The sequence below is a fragment of the Streptomyces sp. NPDC015032 genome, from assembly GCF_043080425.1.
Lineage (GTDB): Bacteria > Actinomycetota > Actinomycetes > Streptomycetales > Streptomycetaceae > Streptomyces.
In genome coordinates this window covers 405,434-424,348 of the sequence record NZ_JBIBVN010000002.1, presented here as the reverse complement: position 1 = coordinate 424,348, position 18,915 = coordinate 405,434, and the positions used below count along the sequence as shown (strand labels likewise).

The window sequence follows — 18,915 nt, the reverse complement described above, 5'->3', positions numbered from 1 at the left end:
CCACCTGCGGTATGCGCGGCATAAGAAAGCGACTCTGGGCCGACGCCCGAGCCCTTGCGGGTCGGCGATCGTATAGGTGGGTCGGGTCTGTCCCCCAGCCGCCCGCCCATCTGCCGCGTACGCCACAGAAGAGAGACCCACCCATGTCCTGGCTGTCCAGATTCAGCCTCGCGCAACGGGCCCTGATCGGACTGATCTCGATCGTCGCCCTCATATTCGGAGCGATCGCGATCCCGCAGCTCAAGCAGCAGCTGCTGCCCACCATCGAACTCCCGATGGTGTCGGTGCTCGCCCCCTATCAGGGTGCGTCCCCCGATGTGGTCGAGAAGCAGGTCGTCGAACCGCTCGAAAATTCCATCAAGGCCGTCGACGGCGTCACCGGCACCACCTCGACCGCCAGCGAGGGCAACGCCGTCATCATGGCGACCTTCGACTTCGGCAGCGAGGGCACCAAGCAGCTCGTCGCCGACATCCAGCAGGCGGTGAACCGCGCCCGCGCCCAGCTTCCCGACTCGGTGGACCCGCAGGTCGTCGCGGGTTCGACGGACGACATCCCGACCGTCGTCCTCGCCGTCACCTCCGACAAGGACCAGCAGGCGCTCGCCGACCAGCTGGACCGCACCGTCGTCCCCGCACTGGAGGACATCGACGGCGTCGGCCAGGTCAGCATCGACGGCGTGCGGGACCTCCAGGTCTCCATCACCCCCGACGACAAAAAGCTCGCCGCCGCCGGTCTGAACGCCGTGACGCTCTCCCAGGCGCTCCAGGCGGGCGGTGCGACCGTCCCCGCCGGTTCCTTCTCCGAGTCGGGCAAGAGCCGCACCATCCAGGTCGGCGGCGCCTTCACCTCCCTGAAGCAGATCAAGGACCTGCGGGTCACCGGCCAGGACCCGGCGACGGGCAAGCCCGGCGAGCCGGTCCGCGTCGGTGACATCGCCACGGTGAAGCAGGAGCCGTCCACCGCGGTCTCCATCACCCGCACCAACGGCAAGCCGAGCCTCGCCGTGGTGGCCACGATGGACAAGGACGGCAGCGCCGTCGCCATCTCGGACGCGGTCAAGGACAAGCTCCCCGACCTCCGCAAGGACCTCGGCAAGGGCGCCGAACTGACCGTCGTCTCCGACCAGGGTCCCGCCGTCTCCAAGGCGATCTCCGGTCTGACCACCGAGGGCGCGCTCGGTCTCCTCTTCGCGGTCATCGTGATCCTGGTCTTCCTCGCCTCGCTGCGCTCGACCCTGGTCACCGCGGTCTCCATCCCGCTCTCCGTGGTCCTCGCGCTGATCGTGCTCTGGACCCGCGACCTGTCGCTCAACATGCTCACGCTCGGCGCGCTGACCATCGCGATCGGCCGAGTCGTCGACGACTCGATCGTGGTGCTGGAGAACATCAAGCGTCACCTCGGCTACGGGGAGGAGCGCCAGTCGGCGATCATCACCGCGGTGAAGGAAGTGGCCGGCGCGGTCACCTCCTCGACCCTCACCACGGTCGCCGTCTTCCTGCCGATCGGTCTCGTCGGCGGCATGGTCGGCGAGCTCTTCGGCTCGTTCTCGCTGACCGTCACCGCGGCCCTGCTGGCCTCCCTGCTGGTCTCGCTGACCGTCGTCCCCGTCCTGTCGTACTGGTTCCTGCGCGCCCCGGAGGGCAGCACCGAGAACCCGGACGAGGCCCGGCGCAAGGCCGAGGAGAAGGAAGCCCGCAGCCGGCTCCAGCGGCTGTACGTCCCGGTGCTGGGCTTCGCGACCCGGCGCCGCATCACCAGCATCGTCATCGCCGTCGTGGTGCTGCTCGGCACCTTCGGCATGGCCCCGCTGCTGAAGACCAACTTCTTCGACCAGGGCGAGCAGGAAGTCCTCTCCATCAAGCAGGAGCTGACCCCCGGCACCAGCCTGGCGGCCGCCGACGCGGCAGCCAAGAAGGTCGAGAAGGTCCTCACCGCCGACAAGGGCGTCAAGGACTACCAGGTCACCGTCGGTTCCTCCGGCTTCATGGCGGCCTTCGGCGGCAGCACGGGCTCCAACCAGGCCTCGTACCAGGTAACCCTGAAGGACGCGGGCGACTCCGAGGCCGTGCAGAAGCGCCTCGACACGGAGTTCGGCAAGCTCGACGGCATCGGTGACACCACCATCTCCGCGGGCGGCGGCTTCGGCAGCCAGGACCTCAGCGTCGTGGTCAAGGCCGCCGACGCGGACGTCCTGAAGAAGGCCTCCGAAGAGGTGCGCGCCGAGGTGGCCAAGCTCAAGGACGTCACCGACGTCCAGAGCGACCTGGCGCAGAGCGTGCCGCGGATCTCGGTCAAGGCCAACGCCAAGGCTGCGGAAGCCGGTTTCAACGAGACCACGCTCGGCGCGGCCGTCGCCGGAGCGGTGCGCGGCACCCCGTCCGGCAAGGCGATCATGGACAACACCGAGCGGGACGTCGTCATCAGGTCCGCCCACCCGGCGACCACGATGGCCGAGCTGAAGAACCTCCCGCTCGGCCCGGTGAAGCTCGGCCAGATCGCCGACGTCGAGCTGGTCCCCGGACCGGTCTCGATGACCCGGATCGACGGCCAGCGCGCCGCGACCATCACCGCCAAGCCCACCGGTGACAACACCGGCGCGGTCAGCGCCTCGCTCCAGACGAAGATCAACGCGCTGAAGCTCCCGGACGGCGCCACCGCCACCATCGGCGGTGTCTCCGAGGACCAGAGCGACGCGTTCCTGAAGCTCGGCCTGGCCATGCTGGCCGCGATCGCGATCGTCTTCATGCTGCTGGTGGCGACCTTCAAGTCCCTGATCCAGCCGCTGATCCTGCTGGTCTCCGTCCCGTTCGCGGCCACCGGCGCGATCGGCCTGCTCGTGGTCACCGGCACCCCGATGGGCGTCCCGGCCATGATCGGCATGCTGATGCTGATCGGCATCGTGGTGACCAACGCGATCGTGCTGATCGACCTGATCAACCAGTACCGGACGCAGGGCATGGGCATCGTCGAAGCGGTCATCGAGGGCGGCCGCCACCGGCTCCGCCCGATCCTGATGACGGCACTCGCGACGATCTTCGCCCTGCTCCCGATGGCGCTCGGCGTCACCGGCGAGGGCGGCTTCATCTCGCAGCCGCTCGCGGTCGTGGTGATCGGCGGCCTGGTCACTTCGACGCTGCTCACCCTGCTCCTGGTGCCGACGCTCTACGCGATGGTGGAGCTCCGCAAGGAGCGCCGCGCGAAGAAGAAGGCCATCAAGCGGGCGAAGAAGGCGGGCGTCGTGGCGCCGGCCGAGGACGTCCGCGAGGCGGAGCCGTCCGGCGTGTAGCAGACCCTGAAAAGGCGAACGGCCTGTCCCACGCGGGAGCGTGGGACAGGCCGTTCTGCTGATTCCGCTATTTCTGCCTTTCCGCGCCCTACTTGAGGGAGGTGACGAAGTCGTTCCAGGCGGGGGTGGGGATGAGGAGCGTGGGGCCGGTGGGGTTCTTGCTGTCGCGTACGGGGATGATGCCGGGGAAGTCGTCGGCGATCTCGACGCACTCGCCCCCGTTGGAGTTGCTGTAGCTGCTCTTGCGCCAGTGGGCGGTGCTCAGCTCGGGGGTGTGTCGCATGGTGTGTAGCCCTCCATAACCGTCCGGATCATGAGCGCCGACTCGGGCAGGGAGAGCGCATTGGCCCGCAGCACCTCGTACTGCCGCCGCCACTTCTCCACCCTGGTCGGATCCTCGTAGAGGTGACCGGCCTGGATGCCCTCCTCGTAGGCGACCCGGGTGCCGTCGGCGAGTGTCAGCAAAGTCAGCGCGCCGCCCATGAGCGAGTGGAGTCCCGCGCTGAACGGCATCACTTGAATATTACTGTCCGGAGTATCGACTTGGTCGAGCAGTGAAGCCAGCTGCTCACGCATGGACGCGGGGCTGCCCATCTGCCTCCGCAGCGCGGCTTCGTCGATGATCGCCCACCGGAAGGGGGGTGTATCAGAGCGCTGCCTCTCCTGCCGTAACATTCGTGCCGCGACTCGTTGTTCAACTTGATCCGGACTCAAGTCTTTTTGGCAGCGAAGGAATTCGCGCGCGTACGCCTCGGTCTGAAGCAGACCTGGCAGGGCCTGCGCCCCGTACTGCTCTATGACTTCGGCTTTGGACTCGAAGTCCATGTACCGGCGGTACCGGTCCGGATGAATTTCCTTCTTGGCCAGCTCGTACAGCCCGTGGAAGTGCTTGTCCGTGCCGAATGCCGCGTCGAGCCGACCCGGAATGTCCGGCGGAGGCATGAGCTCCGCGGTCTCGATCCGGGCGAGTGTGCTCTTGCTGGAGTTCAGGATGTCCGCCAGCTGCACGAGGGAGAGATCGGCGAGTTCGCGATGGCGGCGTTGCTCGGAGCCGAAGTAGTGGCGGGCGGAGAGGTACGGGGTCAGGGGCTGAGGTTTGAACGTCATGGTGCGCGCCTTCCGTATGTCCCGCTCTCAAGGCCGGGACAGGGCGACCCTGTTGGCGTGACGCGCTGCAGCGCGACGATTGCGGCACACGGTAACCAGCGTGTGCGGCAGGGCGCCAGGGCGCCCCTCGAACGGAGGCAGTGACGACATGATGTTCGATGCGAAGGGGCGGCTCATGCGGATGCTCCCGTGGGTCAACCAGAACGGGGCGCCGTGCTACCTGAGCACCGACGACCCGTACAGCCGGATGTCGCGGTTGGCCGACGAGGTGGAGGCGGATCTGCTCGACTCCGCCGAGTACGTACTCGCCGAGGCGCGGGCGCTGCTGGCCGAAGCAGTGGTGGGGGAGCGGGAGTTGCGGTTCGCCGGGGTGCGGCTCGCGGAGTCGCTGCGGGATACCTTGCGGATCGCCACGAGCCGGGGAGAGCGTCTGGAAGCCGGGCTCACGCTTGCGGAGGACGACGCAACCGGGGTCTTCTAGCCAAGGGCCCGGTGGCCTCTTGGTGGCACTGCTGACCGTCAGTGCCGAAACGATCAGTCGCGTTGAGCCTCGCGGGAGGCCGGCTGTCCGCCCCTGCGGACCAGTGGCCACCGGCCGTCTGCTCCTCGTCTCCCGGGCGGTTCCGCTTCCTGGCAGTGGGATCTGTCCTTCCATGCGCGCGGGGCGTTCCCGGGTATGCCGGTCGTCGGCCGGCCGGTTGTCACCAGGCGGTGAGGTCGATCGCGTGGGTGCAGTGCGGGTCGGTATCGGGTGTCCAGCGTTCCTTCTCGTGTACGAGCGTGGGGAGTGCGGCGAGCAGGGCGGTCAGCGCGCCGGTGAGGCGTACGTCCACGGCGATGAGGCCGTTGGCTTCCTCGACCGCGATGTAGAGCCGCATGCCGTCCTCCTGGTCGAGGAGGAAGCCGCACAGCGGAGGGCTCGGCGGTGTCTCGGTGGACGGCCAGGCCAGTGTCCGCAGCACGCGCAGCACCCGGTCCGTGCTTGTCGGCGGGGCGGGCTCGACGGCGGAGGTGTTCACCCGGACCAGAGCCATGCCCATCACGGACGCGTCGGGATGCGGTGGGTCGCCGGCTGCGAGTGTGCGTGCCCAGCCCAGCACCAGCGGGGCGGTGACCGGCTCGTCATCGTCGTCCATCAGTGGCACTTCGTAGACGACCAGAGCATCTGGCGCCATGGCGTCGCCGGTACCGGTCACGACCCGGACCGCGTCCCGCGTCGGCAGCACCCCACGCAGGAAGGTCCCGCCGACGAGAGATGCCGCCGTGTAGTCGAGAAGGAAGCGTGTGAGGTACGCCTGCTGCTCGACCGTCTCCCCGCACGTCCAGCTCACTGATTGATCCAGGCCGGGCACTTGTTGACGCCCTTGCAGTAGGCCGTGATCACGCCGATCTTCTTGCCCTGCCCGCGTCGTACTCCCCGTCAGCCGTGCGGCGGGCGTACTGCACGATGACGACGACCTTGACGAACCGGGCGCCGTTGCGGGCGACCCCGTAGTACTCCAGGCGCCCCCCGCTCTTCTTGTCCGCCTTCCCTGCCAGAGCCGCGTCGACGACCCGGCACTTGCGGATGTTGTGCTTGCCGGAGAAGTGATTCCAGCCGAGATCGGCATCGCCGTACCGAGTGGGGATCACCCGCCCCTCGGGATCGGTCTGCTCGCACTCCGCCTTCACGCTTCGGGCACCGGCCCGGCAACAAGTACGGCAGCCACGGCAGCTGGGGCCAGGACCCTGATCATCTTCATGACCGGACCGTGCCACGTCCCGGCCGGTCCTACGCCGTCTTCGTCGGCAGGATCGGTTCCCTTGCCCCCGGACGAGTGACTCTTCGGCCCCACACACGAATTGATTGGCCAGGAAGGCCGATTACCCGGCCGCCACGAGGCCACTGATGTGGCTGCGCCCGTCCGTGGCTGCCTGGCCCGCGCCGCGGTGCTCCGCGTTGCCGCGGGTGCACCATGAGGCCGGACGTCCTGATGCCAGCTGCTGGACCGACCGGCACCTGGGGAGGGCGGCGTCGCCGGGACCGGCCGGGTGTATCGAGGGCCTGGGCAAGTTGTGGGTGCGGCAGCGCAGTTGCGGGTGGGACGCGCGGATGCCGGTCGGGCGGCACTCGGCCCGACCGGCATCCGTGCGTACAGAACCGGCTACGGCAGCGCCAGCATCCGCTCCAGCGCCAGCTTCGCGTACTTCTCCGTCTCCGGGTCGACCTCGATCCGGTTGACCAGGTTCCCCTCGGCCAGCGACTCCAGCGCCCACACCAGGTGCGGCAGGTCGATGCGGTTCATCGTCGAGCAGAAGCACACCGTCTTGTCGAGGAAGACGATCTCCTTGTCGTCGGCCGCGAACCGGTTCGCCAGGCGGCGCACCAGGTTCAGCTCGGTGCCGATCGCCCACTTCGAGCCGGCCGGAGCCGCCTCCAGGGCCTTGATGATGTACTCCGTCGAGCCGACGTAGTCCGCCGCCGCCACGACCTCGTGCTTGCACTCCGGGTGCACCAGGACGTTGACGCCCGGTATCCGCTCGCGCACGTCGTCGACGGACTCGACCGAGAAGCGGCCGTGCACCGAGCAGTGCCCGCGCCAGAGGATCATCTTCGCGTTGCGCAGTTCCTCGGCGGTCAGGCCGCCGTTCGGCTTGTGCGGGTTGTAGAGGACACAGTCCTCCAGCGACATGCCCATGTCCCGGACCGCGGTGTTCCGGCCCAGGTGCTGGTCGGGCAGGAAGAGCACCTTGGCTGCCGAGGGCTCCCTCTGCTCGAAGGCCCACTCCAGCGCCCGCTTCGCATTGGACGACGTGCAGATCGTGCCGCCGTGCCTGCCGGTGAAGGCCTTGATGTCGGCGGAGGAGTTCATGTACGAGACCGGCACGACCTGCTCGGCGACCCCGGCCTCGGTCAGCACGTCCCAGCACTCGGCGACCTGCTCGGCGGTGGCCATGTCGGCCATGGAGCAGCCCGCCGCCAGGTCCGGCAGCACGACCTTCTGGTCGTCGGTGGTCAGGATGTCCGCGGACTCCGCCATGAAGTGCACACCGCAGAAGACGATGTACTCCGCCTCCGGGCGCGCGGCCGCGTCCCGGGCGAGCTTGAAGGAGTCGCCGGTGACGTCCGCGAACTGGATGACCTCGTCGCGCTGGTAGTGGTGACCGAGGACGAACACCTTGTCCCCGAGCTTCTCCTTGGCCGCGCGGGCACGCTCCACCAGGTCCGGGTCGGACGGGGAAGGGAGGTCGCCGGGACACTCGACGCCGCGCTCGCTCCTCGGGTCGGCCTCGCGGCCGAGCAGGAGCAGGGCGAGGGGCGTCGGCTGGACGTCGAGATCCTGGACGGGGTGGGCCGTGGTCACGTCACGCACCCTTTCTTCTCTGCTGAAAGCTTCTACGAAAGCCTTTTCGTCTAATTGACGTTATCTATCATATCCGGTTCACGTCACTTTGACGATGGCCATAGTGTCGATGTGACGCATCCCCCGGGACGGCCGGTGTGCGAGCATGAATGGAACAGGCAAGCGCTTGGCCCGGAATGAATCCGCGGTCCCGTCGGTTGCAACGTCGGCAAGCAGTCTCCGTACAACCCGGGAGAGAAGCAGATGTCCGTATCGGACGAGACCACCACCGTGAGCGACGGCATCCTCCTGTCCGACGCCGCCGCAGCCAAGGTCAAGGGCCTGCTGGAGCAGGAAGGCCGTGACGACCTGGCGCTGCGCGTCGCTGTCCAGCCCGGCGGCTGCTCGGGCCTGCGCTACCAGCTCTTCTTCGACGAGCGTTCGCTCGACGGCGATGTCGTGAAGGACTTCGACGGCGTCAAGGTCGTCACCGACCGGATGAGCGCCCCGTACCTGGGCGGCGCCTCCATCGACTTCGTGGACACCATCGAGAAGCAGGGCTTCACGATCGACAACCCCAACGCCACGGGCTCCTGTGCCTGCGGCGACTCCTTCAGCTAGGGGCACTCGTTCGGCCCTGAAGGCAGCGGCGGAACCACACAGCGGCACACAAAGGCCGGCGGCCCCGGATTCCGGGGCCGCCGGCCTTCGTCATGCGTCACGCATGCGCCACGGGTGCGGTCGTCAGGCGCGGGGTCATCAGGCGCGGGGCACGTTGCCGCCCGACGCCGCGTCGACCACCGTCCGGTCGCCGAGCGGCGCGTCCAGGGTCACCGTCCGGGTCAGCTCCTTGGCGATCGCGATGCAGGCCTTCTTCCCGGCCGGCTCCGACTCCGTCACCGTCACCCGCACCGTCTTCCCGTCCTCGGCCGCGCTCGCCCCGTACGTGCTGCACACCCCGCCCCAGAACGTCACCGACAGGGTCCGCCCGTCGGCGCTGTACGACAGGATCTGCCGCGAGGGCTTTGCGGCGTCCCCCGGGGACGGGGCCGTCGGGGAGGGTGCGTCCTTCGTCAGGTACGCGGGGTCCACGGCGATCTGCGACACGGTGGCGCCCGTGCCGCCCGCGGCCGGCCGTACCGAGAAGAGCCAGGACGGTACGAGCGTCTGCTTGCCCGCCACGTACTGTTTCGTCAGCCCGAACACCGCCTTGTCGATGGTCACGGTCGTCGTCGGCCGCTCCGCACCGGTCCGCGTCCCGCAGTGGACCTCCGGCGATTTCAGGCCATCCTGGAGCGGTACGGGGGTGGCACAGCCGCCGATCTCCGCGTGCCCGTCCGTCCGGGACGTCGCCCCGTTCAGCTGCTTCAGCGCCTCGCCCGCGCTGATCACCGGATAGCTGTCGCCCTTCTTCGGGGCCTTCAACTGCCCGCTGCCACCGACCACTTCACCGTCCGGGCCCACCTGGATACCGGTCGACCAGCCGTAGGTGGGAAGTCCGCCGACCTTCGGGTCGGCGTTCACCACCCGTACCGATCCCATGAGCTGGCGGGCGTCGAGGGCGGCGTCGTCCTGGCCCACCGCCTTCAGGACCGGCGTCGCGGCAGCCCTGGCGGCGCTCTCGCTCACCGGCGAGCCGGTGCCGCCCGGCGCGATCTCTCCGGTCGAACAGGTCGCGCCCTTCGGGCAGTTGTCCGTGCCCCCGGAGCCGTGCCGGGTGAAGCTCCAGGTTCCGGGAGCCTGCTTCTCCACCCGGAGGAACGGATTCGAGCCGTCCCCGTCGGACCCCACCTTCCAGAACGTGCCCTCCGCCCGCGGTGTGCCCTCCAGGCCCAGCGCCTTCGCCAGCCGGGCCACCTCCGCCCCGGTGACCGTTCCCTCCGCGCGGTGCACCGCCGCCGTACCCGGCCCGCCGGGCAGCTCGGCGGAGGCGCGGTAGACCACCCGGCCGCCGTGCGGGTCGGGCTCGCCGATCGCGATGCCCCGGGAGGGCCCGTCGGGCACTGCTCCGCTGCCCCCGTGCTCGTCCAGGGCCAGTGGGCGAGGGGTGCGCTCCGCGCCGCCCGCCGCGCTGTCGCTGCTCCGGCCGTCGCCGTCCGCAGCGGTCGCGGCCCAGTACGCACCGCCGCCCCCGGCCAGCAGTACGGCCGCTGCCACCGAGGCCACGGCGAGCGGCGAACGCCGCCGGGGGCCGGTCACATCGTTGTCGGGTCGCTCGGTGCTCACCGGATCCGCTCCTTCGCCTGCGCTGCCGTCACAGGCCGTCACCGGGCCTGTCCGTCCCGTCCCCAGGGCGGGGACAACGGTGGGACGGGGCGCAGGGGCGTACGGTTCCCTCGGCGGGCGGCGGCCGCGACGCGAAGTTGACGCCGGCCGTTCCTCAGTCGCCGTACTCGGACATGGCGTCGATCAGCCGCGCGGAGGCGGCCGGCACCGTCACCCCGTGGATCAGGGACGGGGCGACCGGAGCGGGGGCGGGCTTCGCGGGGACCACCCAGTGCGGAGCCATCCGCGCGCAGTCACCGCGCAGCTCGGCCAGGCTGATCTCGGACTCGCGCGTGGCGCTGTGGTTCGGCATAACCGCACCGTAGGCATCGCATACCCTGAGAAGAAAGCCCTACTATCGGGTAGTTTCCTCCCCTTCAGGGAGAGCGCGGGGAGCGGGTAGCGTGAACTGTCACGACGCCCCGGGAACGCAGTCACCCGTTCCCCCCGATCTCCGCAGGAGCAGTTTCCCCGTGCGAATCGCAGTCACCGGCTCCATCGCCACCGATCACCTCATGACCTTCCCCGGCCGATTTGCCGACCAGCTGGTCGCGGATCAGCTGCACACGGTCTCGCTCTCCTTCCTGGTCGACAACCTCGACGTGCGCCGGGGCGGTGTCGCCGCCAATATCTGCTTCGGTATGGGCCTGCTGGGCACCAGCCCGATCCTGGTCGGTGCCGCGGGCTCCGACTTCGACGAGTACCGTGCCTGGCTCGACCGCCACGGCGTGGACACGGGCTCGGTCCGGATCTCCGAGGTCCTGCACACCGCCCGCTTCGTCTGCACGACGGACGCGGACCACAACCAGATCGGCTCCTTCTACACGGGCGCGATGAGCGAGGCCCGGCTCATCGAGCTGCAGGCCGTCGCCGACCGCGTCGGCGGCCTCGACCTCGTCTCCATCGGCGCCGACGACCCCGAGGGGATGCTCCGCCACACCGAGGAGTGCCGCTCGCGCGGCATCCCGTTCGCCGCGGACTTCTCGCAGCAGATCGCCCGGATGGACGGCGACGAGATCCGGATCCTCCTCGACGGCGCCACGTACCTCTTCTCCAACGAGTACGAGAAGGGGCTCATCGAGTCCAAGACCGGCTGGAGCGACGAGCAGATCCTGGCCAAGGTCGGCCACCGGGTCACCACGCTCGGCTCCCGCGGTGTCCGGATCGAGCGGGCCGGCCACGAGGCCATCGAGGTCGGCTGCCCGGAGGAGGAGATCAAGGCCGATCCGACCGGTGTCGGCGACGCCTTCCGCGCCGGCTTCCTCTCCGGCCTCGCCTGGGGCGTCGGCCTGGAGCGCGCCGCCCAGGTCGGCTGCATGCTCGCCACCCTGGTCATCGAGACCGTCGGTACCCAGGAGTACACCCTGCGCCGCGCCCACTTCATGGACCGCTTCACCAAGGCGTACGGTCACGAAGCCGCCGCCGAGGTCCACACGCACCTGGCCTGACCCCGGAGAGCCTCAGAGCCTGTCGGTTGACCGCCAGGCTCAGACGAGCCGGCGGACCACATAGGCCGAGCCGCGGTCCGCCGGCTCCTCGCCCACGTACTCCTGCTCGCGCATCGTGCACCAGGCAGGGATGTCCAGGCGCGCTGCCTCGTCGTCGGAGAGCACGGTCACCGTTCCGCCCGGCGGTACCTCCCCGATCACCTTCGCGAGCTCGATCACGGGGATCGGGCACCGCCTCCCGAGAGCATCGACCACCAGGGACGCGGCCGCGGCGGGGGAGGGGGAGGGGGAGGGGGCGGCCGGAACGGGTGCCCCCAGCCTCTCCCGTACCTCCGCCACCACCCGGGGCAGCACGTCCAGGAAGCGGTCGACGTCCTCGTCCGCCGTGCCGGCCGGCAGCGACACCCGTACGTTCCCCTCCGACAGCACTCCCATCGCCTTGAGCACATGGCTCGGAATCAGCGTGCTGCTGGTGCAGGAGGAACCGGATGATACGGAGAAACCGGCCCGGTCCAGTTCATGGAGCAGTGTCTCTCCGTCGACATAGAGACAGGAGAAGGTCACCAGATGCGGCAGCCGCCGCACCGGATCGCCGACCACCTCCACATCGGGCACCGACTGCGGCACCCGGGCCCTGATGCGGTCCACCAGCGCCCGCAGCCGTACGGACTCGGCCGCTGCCTCCGCCCGTACCGCCCGCAGCGACGCCGCCGCGGCCACGATCGCCGGAAGGTTCTCGAACCCCGCGGCCCGACCGGACTCCCGCTCGTCGGCCGGTCCTTGAGCCGCGAACCGCACCCCCTTGCGCACCGCCAGCAGCCCGATCCCCGAGGGCCCGCCCCACTTGTGCGCACTGGCCGCCAGCAGCGACCAGCCGTCCGGCACCGGCCCCCAGCCCAGCGACTGTGCGGCGTCCACCAGCAGAGGCACCCCCGCCGCCCGGCAGACCTCCGCCACCTCGGCCACCGGCTGCTCGGTGCCGACCTCGTGATTGGCGGACTGCAGACAGGCCAGCGCGGTGTCCTCGCGCAGCGCGTCCGCGTACGCCGCCGCGCTCACCGTTCCCGACCGGTCGACAGCGACCTCGAAGACCGATCCACCCTGCGCCTCATGGGCGGCGGCCGAATGGAGCACCGACGAGTGCTCGACCGAGGAGACGACCAGGTGGCGGCCGACACGCCGACGTCCCGCGAGGGCTCCGGAGATTCCGGAGTGCACCGCCCGGGTCCCCGAAGGAGTGAACGTGAGCTCGTCGGGACGGCACCCGACGGTCTCCGCGGCGGCCTCCCGGGCGGCGTCGAGCAGCAGCCGGGCCCGGCGCCCCTCGCGGTAGAGCCTGGCCGGGTCGGCCCACCCCTCGTCCAGCGCGGCAAGCAGCGCCTGGCGGGCGACGGGGTGCAGGGGGGCGGAAGAAGCGGCGTCGAAGTAGGGCACACCACCACGCTAGCCCGCACCGGGCCCGGTGCGGGCCGCTCGGACGGCCAGGAGAGAGGGCGTCAGATGACGGCCGGAGGCCCGTATTCCACCCCTTCGGGGAGTCGGGCGGCGCGTTGGGCACCCTCCCCGCGCGGCCCCAAATAGCGTCCAGTAGGGTTTGGTCCGCATAAACATCCAAACCCCTGCCCGTGTCAGGGCGGCGACCGACCAGACAAACGGCCGCGCCGACCGCGCGGGCGAGACTCTCGGGAAGGCGCTACGTGAGTCCCAACGGCTCCGACCGCTCGTCGCGGCGCCCGATGCGGCGGAAGCTGCCGCAGGTGCTGACTGCGGGCCTGGTCCTGGCGACCGCCACCGGTTGCACATACAAGGACTTCCCTCGCCTTGGTATGCCCACTCCGGTAACGGAAGAGGCACCACGGATTCTTTCCCTCTGGCAGGGCTCGTGGGCGGCAGCGCTCGCCACGGGCGTGCTGGTCTGGGGCCTGATCCTGTGGATGATCATCTTCCACCGGCGCAGCCGCACCAAGGTCGAAGTTCCCCCGCAGACCCGGTACAACATGCCCATCGAGGCGTTGTACACCGTGGTCCCGCTGATCATCGTCTCGGTGTTGTTCTACTTCACCGCGCGCGATGAATCGAAGCTCCTCGAGCTCTCCCCGAAGCCCGCCCACACCATCAACGTGGTCGGCTATCAGTGGAGCTGGGGATTCAACTACATCGAGAACGTGGACGGCTCGACCGCCACGGGCAACGAGATCCCCAAGGAGCTCGACGCCATCCCCGACCGGTTCCGCAAGGACTTCCCCAAGGGGGCCGAGGGCGTCTACGACTACGGCATCCCGGGAACGCGGAATCCGCAGAACGGCAACCCGGGTCCGACCCTGTGGCTGCCGAAGGGTGAGAAGGTCCGGTTCGTTCTGACTTCGCGTGACGTCATCCACTCCTTCTGGGTGGTGCCGTTCCTCATGAAGCAGGATGTCATTCCGGGCCACACCAACGCCTTCGAGGTGACTCCCAAGGAGGAGGGCACCTTCATGGGCAAGTGCGCCGAGCTCTGTGGCGTCGACCACTCCCGGATGCTCTTCAACGTCAAGATCGTCTCTCCGGAGCGCTACCAGGCGCACCTCAAGGAGCTGGCGAAGAAGGGCCAGACGGGCTACGTGCCGGCCGGCATCGAGCAGACTGACCCGGCCAGGAATGCGGAGACGAACAAACTGTGAGCATCCTCAATGAACCTCAGGGTGCCGCGGCAGCAGACGACTCGTACGAGGACGAGCTGCCGGTCCGGCGCAAGCAGCCGGGAAACGTCGTCATCAAGTGGTTGACCACCACTGACCACAAGACGATCGGCACGATGTACCTGGTCACATCGTTCGCGTTCTTCTGCATCGGCGGTCTGATGGCGCTCTTCATGCGCGCCGAACTGGCCCGTCCCGGCACGCAGATCATGTCGAACGAGCAGTTCAACCAGGCGTTCACGATGCACGGCACGATCATGCTGCTGATGTTCGCGACGCCGCTGTTCGCCGGATTCGCGAACTGGATCATGCCGTTGCAGATCGGCGCGCCCGACGTGGCGTTCCCGCGGCTGAACATGTTCGCGTACTGGCTGTACCTCTTCGGCTCGCTCATCGCGGTGGCCGGGTTCCTCACCCCGCAGGGTGCTGCGGACTTCGGCTGGTTCGCCTACTCCCCGCTCTCGGACACGGTCCGTTCGCCGGGTATCGGCGCCGATATGTGGATCATGGGTCTGGCCTTCTCCGGCTTCGGCACGATCCTCGGCTCGGTCAACTTCATCACCACGATCATCTGCATGCGCGCCCCCGGCATGACGATGTTCCGCATGCCGATCTTCGTCTGGAACGTCCTGCTGACCGGTGTGCTGGTCCTGCTGGCCTTCCCGGTTCTCGCCGCCGCGCTCTTCGCGCTGGAGGCGGACCGTAAATTCGGTGCGCATGTATTCGATGCGTCCAATGGCGGCGCATTGCTCTGGCAACACCTCTTCTGGTTCTTCGGCCATCCAGAGGTGTACATCATTGCCTTGCCATTCTTCGGAATCATTTCCGAAGTGATTCCGGTCTTCAGTCGAAAGCCGATGTTCGGCTACATCGGCCTGATCAGCGCGACGATCGCCATCGCAGGCCTCTCGGTGACCGTGTGGGCGCACCACATGTACGTCACCGGCGGTGTGCTGTTGCCGTTCTTCTCGTTCATGACCTTCCTCATCGCGGTACCGACCGGCGTGAAGTTCTTCAACTGGATCGGCACGATGTGGAAGGGATCGCTGTCCTTCGAGACACCGATGCTCTGGGCCATCGGCTTCCTGATCACCTTCACCTTCGGTGGTCTGACCGGTGTGATCCTGGCGTCGCCGCCGCTGGACTTCCACGTCTCGGACTCGTACTTCGTCGTCGCGCACTTCCACTACGTCGTCTTCGGCACCGTGGTCTTCGCGATGTTCTCCGGATTCCACTTCTGGTGGCCGAAGTTCACCGGGAAGATGCTGGACGAGCGGCTCGGCAAGATCACGTTCTGGACGCTGTTCGTGGGCTTCCACGGCACGTTCCTGGTGCAGCACTGGCTGGGTGCCGAGGGCATGCCGCGTCGTTACGCGGACTACCTCGCCGCGGACGGTTTCACCGCGCTGAACACGATCTCGACGATCTCCTCGTTCCTGCTCGGCCTGTCGATGCTGCCGTTCTTCTACAACGTGTGGAAGACCGCCAAGTACGGCAAGAAGATCGAGGTCGACGACCCGTGGGGTTACGGCCGTTCGCTGGAGTGGGCGACCTCCTGCCCGCCGCCGCGGCACAACTTCCTCACCCTGCCGCGGATCCGTTCCGAATCCCCGGCGTTCGACCTGCACCACCCGGAGATCGCGGCGCTCGAACTGCTGGAGCACCCCTCCGAGGGTGACAAGGCCCTCGCTGGTGGCAAGGAGGCCGGCAAGTGAAGATCCAGGGCAAGATGTTCCTCTGGCTGAGCGTCTTCATGCTCGCCATGGCCATCACGTATGGCGTGTGGTCGAAGGAGCCTGCCGGTACCACCGCGCTCGTCCTGGCCTTCGGCCTGAGCGTCATGATCGGCTTCTACCTGGCCTTCACGGCGCAGCGGGTCGACGCCATGGCTCAGGACAACAAGGAGGCCGATGTCGCGGACGAGGCCGGCGAGGTGGGGTTCTTCTCCCCGCACAGCTGGCAGCCGCTCTCGCTGGCCGTCGGCGGCGCCCTCGCCTTCCTGGGCATCGTCTTCGGCTGGTGGCTGCTCTACTTCTCGGCCCCGATGCTCCTGATCGGTCTGTTCGGCTGGGTCTTCGAGTACTACCGCGGTGAGAACCGCACCCAGTGACCTCGCGTCACCGCTCCACCTGACGGGGGGCCCGTACTTCTCCACCAAAAGAGGTACGGGCCCCCCGTTTGCAGTCACATTGCGTGCTGATTGGGATGAATCTCCATAGCGTGTGTTCATGAACCACACGCCGCGCTTCCGCCCCGTAGTGAGCAGCACTCTGCTGGTCGTGACCCTGGTCGCAGGTGTGACCGCGTGCGGGGGGTCCGACAGCCACCCGCTCGCGGCGAAACCGTACGACGCGGTGGACGAGATCTCCTCCAACATCCCCGCGGGCGACAAGAAGGCCGACTCCGACAAGCCGCTCGAAGTCACCGTCGGCGACGACGGCCGGATCACGGACGTGTCGGCCGTGGACGCGATCGGACGCCATGTGGCCGGTGAGCTCGACGCCGACGGGAAGCGCTGGCACTCCACCTCACCGCTCGCCGCGGGCGCCCACTACACGGTCCGGGTCAGCATGGAGGACGACGACGGAGACCCGGGCAGCCGCACGCTCTCCTTCGACACCGCCGCCGTCCGGGCCAAGAAGCTCCTGAAGGTCACCTTCGGCCCCGAGGCGGGCACCTACGGCGTCGGACAGCCCATCACGGCGGAACTCAGCACGCCGGTCAAGGACAAGGCGTCCAGGGCCATCGTGGAGCGTGCCCTGCGGGTCCGCTCCACGCCCGCCGTGACCGGCTCCTGGTACTGGGTCGACGACAAGAACCTGCACTACCGGCCCAAGGAGTACTGGCCCGCCAAGGCCACCATCGACGTGACCAGCGGCCTGGCCGGCATCAAGGTCACCAACGCCCTCTACGGAGCCCCGGCGAAGGCGCTGAAGCTCACCACGGGCGACCGCGTCGAGGCCATCACCGACGCCGCCGCGCACACGATGACCGTCAAGCGCAACGGGAAAGTGGTCAACACCATTCCGGTGACCACCGGCAAGCCCGGCTTCTCCACCCGGAACGGCGTCAAGGTCGTGCTGAGCAAGGAGTACTCCGTACGGATGCGCGGAGAGACGATCGGCATCTCGGAGGGCTCGGACGACTCGTACGATCTGCTGGTCTACTACGCGACCCGCGTCACCTGGAGCGGCGAGTACGTGCACGCGGCCCCCTGGTCCACCGGTTCGCAGGGGCTCGCGAACGTCAGCCACGGCTGTACGGGCATGAGCACCAGCCTCGCCGAGTGGTTCTTCAACACCGTGCGCACGGGCGACATCGTCCAGGTCGTCGGCAGCCAGGGCGAGACGATGACGCCGTTCGACAACGGCTTCGGCGACTGGAACCTGTCCTGGGCGAAATGGCAGCAGGGCAGCGCGCTGCAGAAGAACGCCACCCCGGACCGCTCGGACACCATCCAGGCGGCGCGGCTGCGCCCCGAGGTCTGACCGGCCCGGGGAGTGCGTTCATCCCCAGCAGGAGCATGCGTGGGGCCGCGGCCGGGGCCGCGGCGGCTCTCAGGCGTTCACGCAGTCCCTGCTGCGCAGCAGGGACGCCAGGGCGTCCGCGAACTCGACCGGTTCGACCGGCAGGGTCACCGCGGCGTCCGCACGGCTCCAGGTGGCCAGCCAGGCGTCCTGGGGGCGCCCCATCAGCAACAGCACCGGCGGGCAGTGGAAGATCTCGTCCTTGATCTGCCGGCAGACGCCCATGCCGCCCGCGGGAGCCGTCTCGCCGTCCAGGACGCAGACGTCGATGCCGCCGTTGTCCAGCGCGTCCAGGACAGCGGGCAGCGTGGCGCACTCCAGGAACTCCACCGGTGGTACGTCGGCCGCGGGCCTGCGCCCGGCTGCCAGCCTCACCTGCTCACGGATGTTGGCGTCGTCGCTGTAGACCAGGACCGTGGCGGTCGGCTGCATTGTTCCTCCGTGACATCTGTGTCTTCGGGGCTTTCCGGGCATGAACCGATGCGCGGATCGTACTCCGCCCGATGGCCTGTCAGCACCGCCCGGGACAGCGGATTCATCGGCTGTTAGAGGAGGGCACACCCTGTTGACACACCGAACGGCACCCCCCGGGGTGAGGGCGGGATAAGGGACCGACATAATGTCGGTCGTGGCGACAGCAACGACAGTAGAAACCGGGCACGCGCACCCGTCGGTCAATCGACCGAACCTCACCAGCGTCGGAACCATCATCTGGTTGAGTTCCGAGCTGATGTTCTTCGCGGCCCTCTTCGCGATGTACTTCACCCTGCGATCGGTGACCGGACCGGAGCACTGGAAGGAAATGGCTTCGGCCCTGAACTTCCCGTTCTCGGCGACGAACACCACAATCCTGGTGCTCTCCTCACTCACCTGCCAGCTCGGCGTCTTCGCCGCGGAGCGGGGCGATGTGAAGAAGCTCCGTACCTGGTTCGTGATCACTTTCGTGATGGGTGCGATCTTCATCGGAGGCCAGGTCTTCGAGTACACCGAGCTGGTGAAGAAGGACGGCCTCTCGCTGTCCTCCGACCCGTACGGCTCGGTGTTCTACCTGACGACCGGCTTCCACGGGCTGCACGTGACAGGCGGTCTCATCGCCTTCCTGCTCGTTCTGGGCAGGACGTACGCAGCCAAGAGGTTCACCCACGAGCAGGCGACCGCAGCCATCGTCGTGTCCTATTACTGGCACTTCGTCGATGTCGTGTGGATCGGCCTGTTCGCCACGATCTACATGATCAAGTAACCGGGCTCGAACCCGAACCACATCCAGCATCGACGCAGAA

Annotated in this window: 18 protein-coding genes; 9 read left to right on the top strand and 9 right to left on the bottom strand. The window is 68.3% G+C overall.

Features of this window, described 5'->3' with window-relative positions; translation table 11 throughout:
* The first annotated feature begins 143 nt into the window (after positions 1-143).
* Positions 144-3,287, top strand: a complete 3,144-nt coding sequence (locus tag ACF08M_RS04800; RefSeq protein ID WP_392183784.1) for an efflux RND transporter permease subunit — start codon at positions 144-146, stop codon at positions 3,285-3,287.
* An 88-nt stretch (positions 3,288-3,375) separates the two neighbouring features.
* Here the strand turns inward: ACF08M_RS04800 and ACF08M_RS04795 are convergent, their stop codons facing one another.
* Together ACF08M_RS04795 and ACF08M_RS04790 are read right to left on the bottom strand one after the other, a co-directional pair.
* Complete coding sequence (locus tag ACF08M_RS04795; RefSeq protein ID WP_392183783.1) at positions 3,376-3,570, bottom strand: DUF397 domain-containing protein; 195 nt, start codon at positions 3,568-3,570, stop codon at positions 3,376-3,378.
* Positions 3,549-4,394, bottom strand: coding sequence for a Scr1 family TA system antitoxin-like transcriptional regulator (locus ACF08M_RS04790; protein WP_392183782.1), 846 nt, complete (start codon positions 4,392-4,394; stop codon positions 3,549-3,551). The genes ACF08M_RS04795 and ACF08M_RS04790 overlap by 22 nt, the downstream gene beginning before the upstream one ends.
* Before the next feature lie 148 nt (positions 4,395-4,542).
* Between ACF08M_RS04790 and ACF08M_RS04785 the strand changes: the two genes are divergently transcribed.
* Positions 4,543-4,875 carry a hypothetical protein gene (locus tag ACF08M_RS04785; RefSeq protein WP_392183781.1) on the top strand — a complete coding sequence of 111 codons (333 nt, stop codon included), beginning with the start codon at positions 4,543-4,545 and terminating at the stop codon, positions 4,873-4,875.
* Positions 4,876-5,095: 220 nt separating this feature from the next.
* Here the strand turns inward: ACF08M_RS04785 and ACF08M_RS04780 are convergent, their stop codons facing one another.
* The 3 genes from ACF08M_RS04780 to nadA all read right to left on the bottom strand — a co-directional run bounded on the left by ACF08M_RS04780 (position 5,096) and on the right by nadA (position 7,747).
* Positions 5,096-5,725, bottom strand: coding sequence for a hypothetical protein (locus ACF08M_RS04780; RefSeq protein WP_392183780.1), 630 nt, complete (start codon positions 5,723-5,725; stop codon positions 5,096-5,098).
* Between the two features lie 49 nt (positions 5,726-5,774).
* Positions 5,775-6,065 (bottom strand): hypothetical protein, encoded by a 291-nt coding sequence (locus ACF08M_RS04775; RefSeq protein WP_392183779.1) that lies wholly within the window; start codon positions 6,063-6,065, stop codon positions 5,775-5,777.
* A 473-nt stretch (positions 6,066-6,538) separates the two neighbouring features.
* Positions 6,539-7,747, bottom strand: coding sequence for a quinolinate synthase NadA (nadA, locus tag ACF08M_RS04770; RefSeq protein WP_392183778.1), 1,209 nt, complete (start codon positions 7,745-7,747; stop codon positions 6,539-6,541).
* A 234-nt stretch (positions 7,748-7,981) separates the two neighbouring features.
* Between nadA and ACF08M_RS04765 the strand changes: the two genes are divergently transcribed.
* Positions 7,982-8,338, top strand: a complete 357-nt coding sequence (locus ACF08M_RS04765; protein ID WP_030933606.1) for an iron-sulfur cluster assembly accessory protein — start codon at positions 7,982-7,984, stop codon at positions 8,336-8,338.
* A gap of 138 nt (positions 8,339-8,476) precedes the next feature.
* Here ACF08M_RS04765 and ACF08M_RS04760 read toward each other — a convergent pair whose 3' ends face one another.
* Together ACF08M_RS04760 and ACF08M_RS04755 are read right to left on the bottom strand one after the other, a co-directional pair.
* The gene (locus tag ACF08M_RS04760; protein ID WP_392183777.1) at positions 8,477-9,943 is read right to left on the bottom strand and encodes a hypothetical protein; all 1,467 of its coding nucleotides are present in this window, start codon (positions 9,941-9,943) and stop codon (positions 8,477-8,479) included.
* 154 nt (positions 9,944-10,097) lie between these two features.
* On the bottom strand, positions 10,098-10,295 hold the full coding sequence (locus ACF08M_RS04755; RefSeq protein ID WP_392183776.1) for a hypothetical protein: 198 nt from the start codon (positions 10,293-10,295) through the stop codon (positions 10,098-10,100).
* Between the two features lie 160 nt (positions 10,296-10,455).
* On the opposite strand from ACF08M_RS04755, the gene ACF08M_RS04750 reads away from it, so the two are divergent.
* On the top strand, positions 10,456-11,430 hold the full coding sequence (locus ACF08M_RS04750) for a carbohydrate kinase family protein (RefSeq protein WP_392183775.1): 975 nt from the start codon (positions 10,456-10,458) through the stop codon (positions 11,428-11,430).
* A 39-nt stretch (positions 11,431-11,469) separates the two neighbouring features.
* On the opposite strand, the gene ACF08M_RS04745 is transcribed toward ACF08M_RS04750, so the two are convergent.
* Positions 11,470-12,864, bottom strand: coding sequence for a cysteine desulfurase/sulfurtransferase TusA family protein (locus ACF08M_RS04745; RefSeq protein WP_392183774.1), 1,395 nt, complete (start codon positions 12,862-12,864; stop codon positions 11,470-11,472).
* 263 nt (positions 12,865-13,127) lie between these two features.
* On the opposite strand from ACF08M_RS04745, the gene coxB reads away from it, so the two are divergent.
* From coxB to ACF08M_RS04725, 4 genes are all read left to right on the top strand, one after another.
* Entirely contained in the window at positions 13,128-14,090 is a 963-nt protein-coding gene (coxB, locus tag ACF08M_RS04740) for a cytochrome c oxidase subunit II (protein ID WP_392183773.1), read from the top strand.
* On the top strand, positions 14,087-15,823 hold the full coding sequence (gene ctaD / locus ACF08M_RS04735; protein WP_392183772.1) for a cytochrome c oxidase subunit I: 1,737 nt from the start codon (positions 14,087-14,089) through the stop codon (positions 15,821-15,823). Before coxB ends, ctaD begins: the two co-directional genes overlap by 4 nt.
* Complete coding sequence (locus ACF08M_RS04730; protein WP_392183771.1) at positions 15,820-16,218, top strand: cytochrome c oxidase subunit 4; 399 nt, start codon at positions 15,820-15,822, stop codon at positions 16,216-16,218. The genes ctaD and ACF08M_RS04730 overlap by 4 nt, the downstream gene beginning before the upstream one ends.
* Positions 16,219-16,336: 118 nt before the next feature.
* On the top strand, positions 16,337-17,596 hold the full coding sequence (locus ACF08M_RS04725; protein WP_392183770.1) for an Ig-like domain-containing protein: 1,260 nt from the start codon (positions 16,337-16,339) through the stop codon (positions 17,594-17,596).
* A gap of 69 nt (positions 17,597-17,665) precedes the next feature.
* Here ACF08M_RS04725 and ACF08M_RS04720 read toward each other — a convergent pair whose 3' ends face one another.
* Positions 17,666-18,067, bottom strand: coding sequence for a hypothetical protein (locus tag ACF08M_RS04720; RefSeq protein ID WP_392183769.1), 402 nt, complete (start codon positions 18,065-18,067; stop codon positions 17,666-17,668).
* A gap of 187 nt (positions 18,068-18,254) precedes the next feature.
* Between ACF08M_RS04720 and ACF08M_RS04715 the strand changes: the two genes are divergently transcribed.
* Positions 18,255-18,875 (top strand): heme-copper oxidase subunit III, encoded by a 621-nt coding sequence (locus ACF08M_RS04715; protein WP_362204414.1) that lies wholly within the window; start codon positions 18,255-18,257, stop codon positions 18,873-18,875.
* Positions 18,876-18,915: the final 40 nt, after the last annotated feature.

Excerpts from the sequence above, each read along its gene's own strand:
- ACF08M_RS04785 (WP_392183781.1), top strand. The coding sequence starts at position 4,543 with ATGATGTTCGATGCGAAGGGGCGGCTCATGCGGATGCTCCCGTGGGTC.
- ACF08M_RS04795 (WP_392183783.1), bottom strand. The coding sequence starts at position 3,570 with ATGCGACACACCCCCGAGCTGAGCACCGCCCACTGGCGCAAGAGCAGC.
- ACF08M_RS04725 (WP_392183770.1), top strand. The coding sequence starts at position 16,337 with ATGAACCACACGCCGCGCTTCCGCCCCGTAGTGAGCAGCACTCTGCTG.
- ACF08M_RS04720 (WP_392183769.1), bottom strand. The coding sequence starts at position 18,067 with ATGCAGCCGACCGCCACGGTCCTGGTCTACAGCGACGACGCCAACATC.
- ACF08M_RS04715 (WP_362204414.1), top strand. The coding sequence starts at position 18,255 with ATGTCGGTCGTGGCGACAGCAACGACAGTAGAAACCGGGCACGCGCAC.
- ACF08M_RS04765 (WP_030933606.1), top strand. The coding sequence starts at position 7,982 with ATGTCCGTATCGGACGAGACCACCACCGTGAGCGACGGCATCCTCCTG.
- ACF08M_RS04800 (WP_392183784.1), top strand. The coding sequence starts at position 144 with ATGTCCTGGCTGTCCAGATTCAGCCTCGCGCAACGGGCCCTGATCGGA.
- ACF08M_RS04755 (WP_392183776.1), bottom strand. The coding sequence starts at position 10,295 with ATGCCGAACCACAGCGCCACGCGCGAGTCCGAGATCAGCCTGGCCGAG.
- ACF08M_RS04790 (WP_392183782.1), bottom strand. The coding sequence starts at position 4,394 with ATGACGTTCAAACCTCAGCCCCTGACCCCGTACCTCTCCGCCCGCCAC.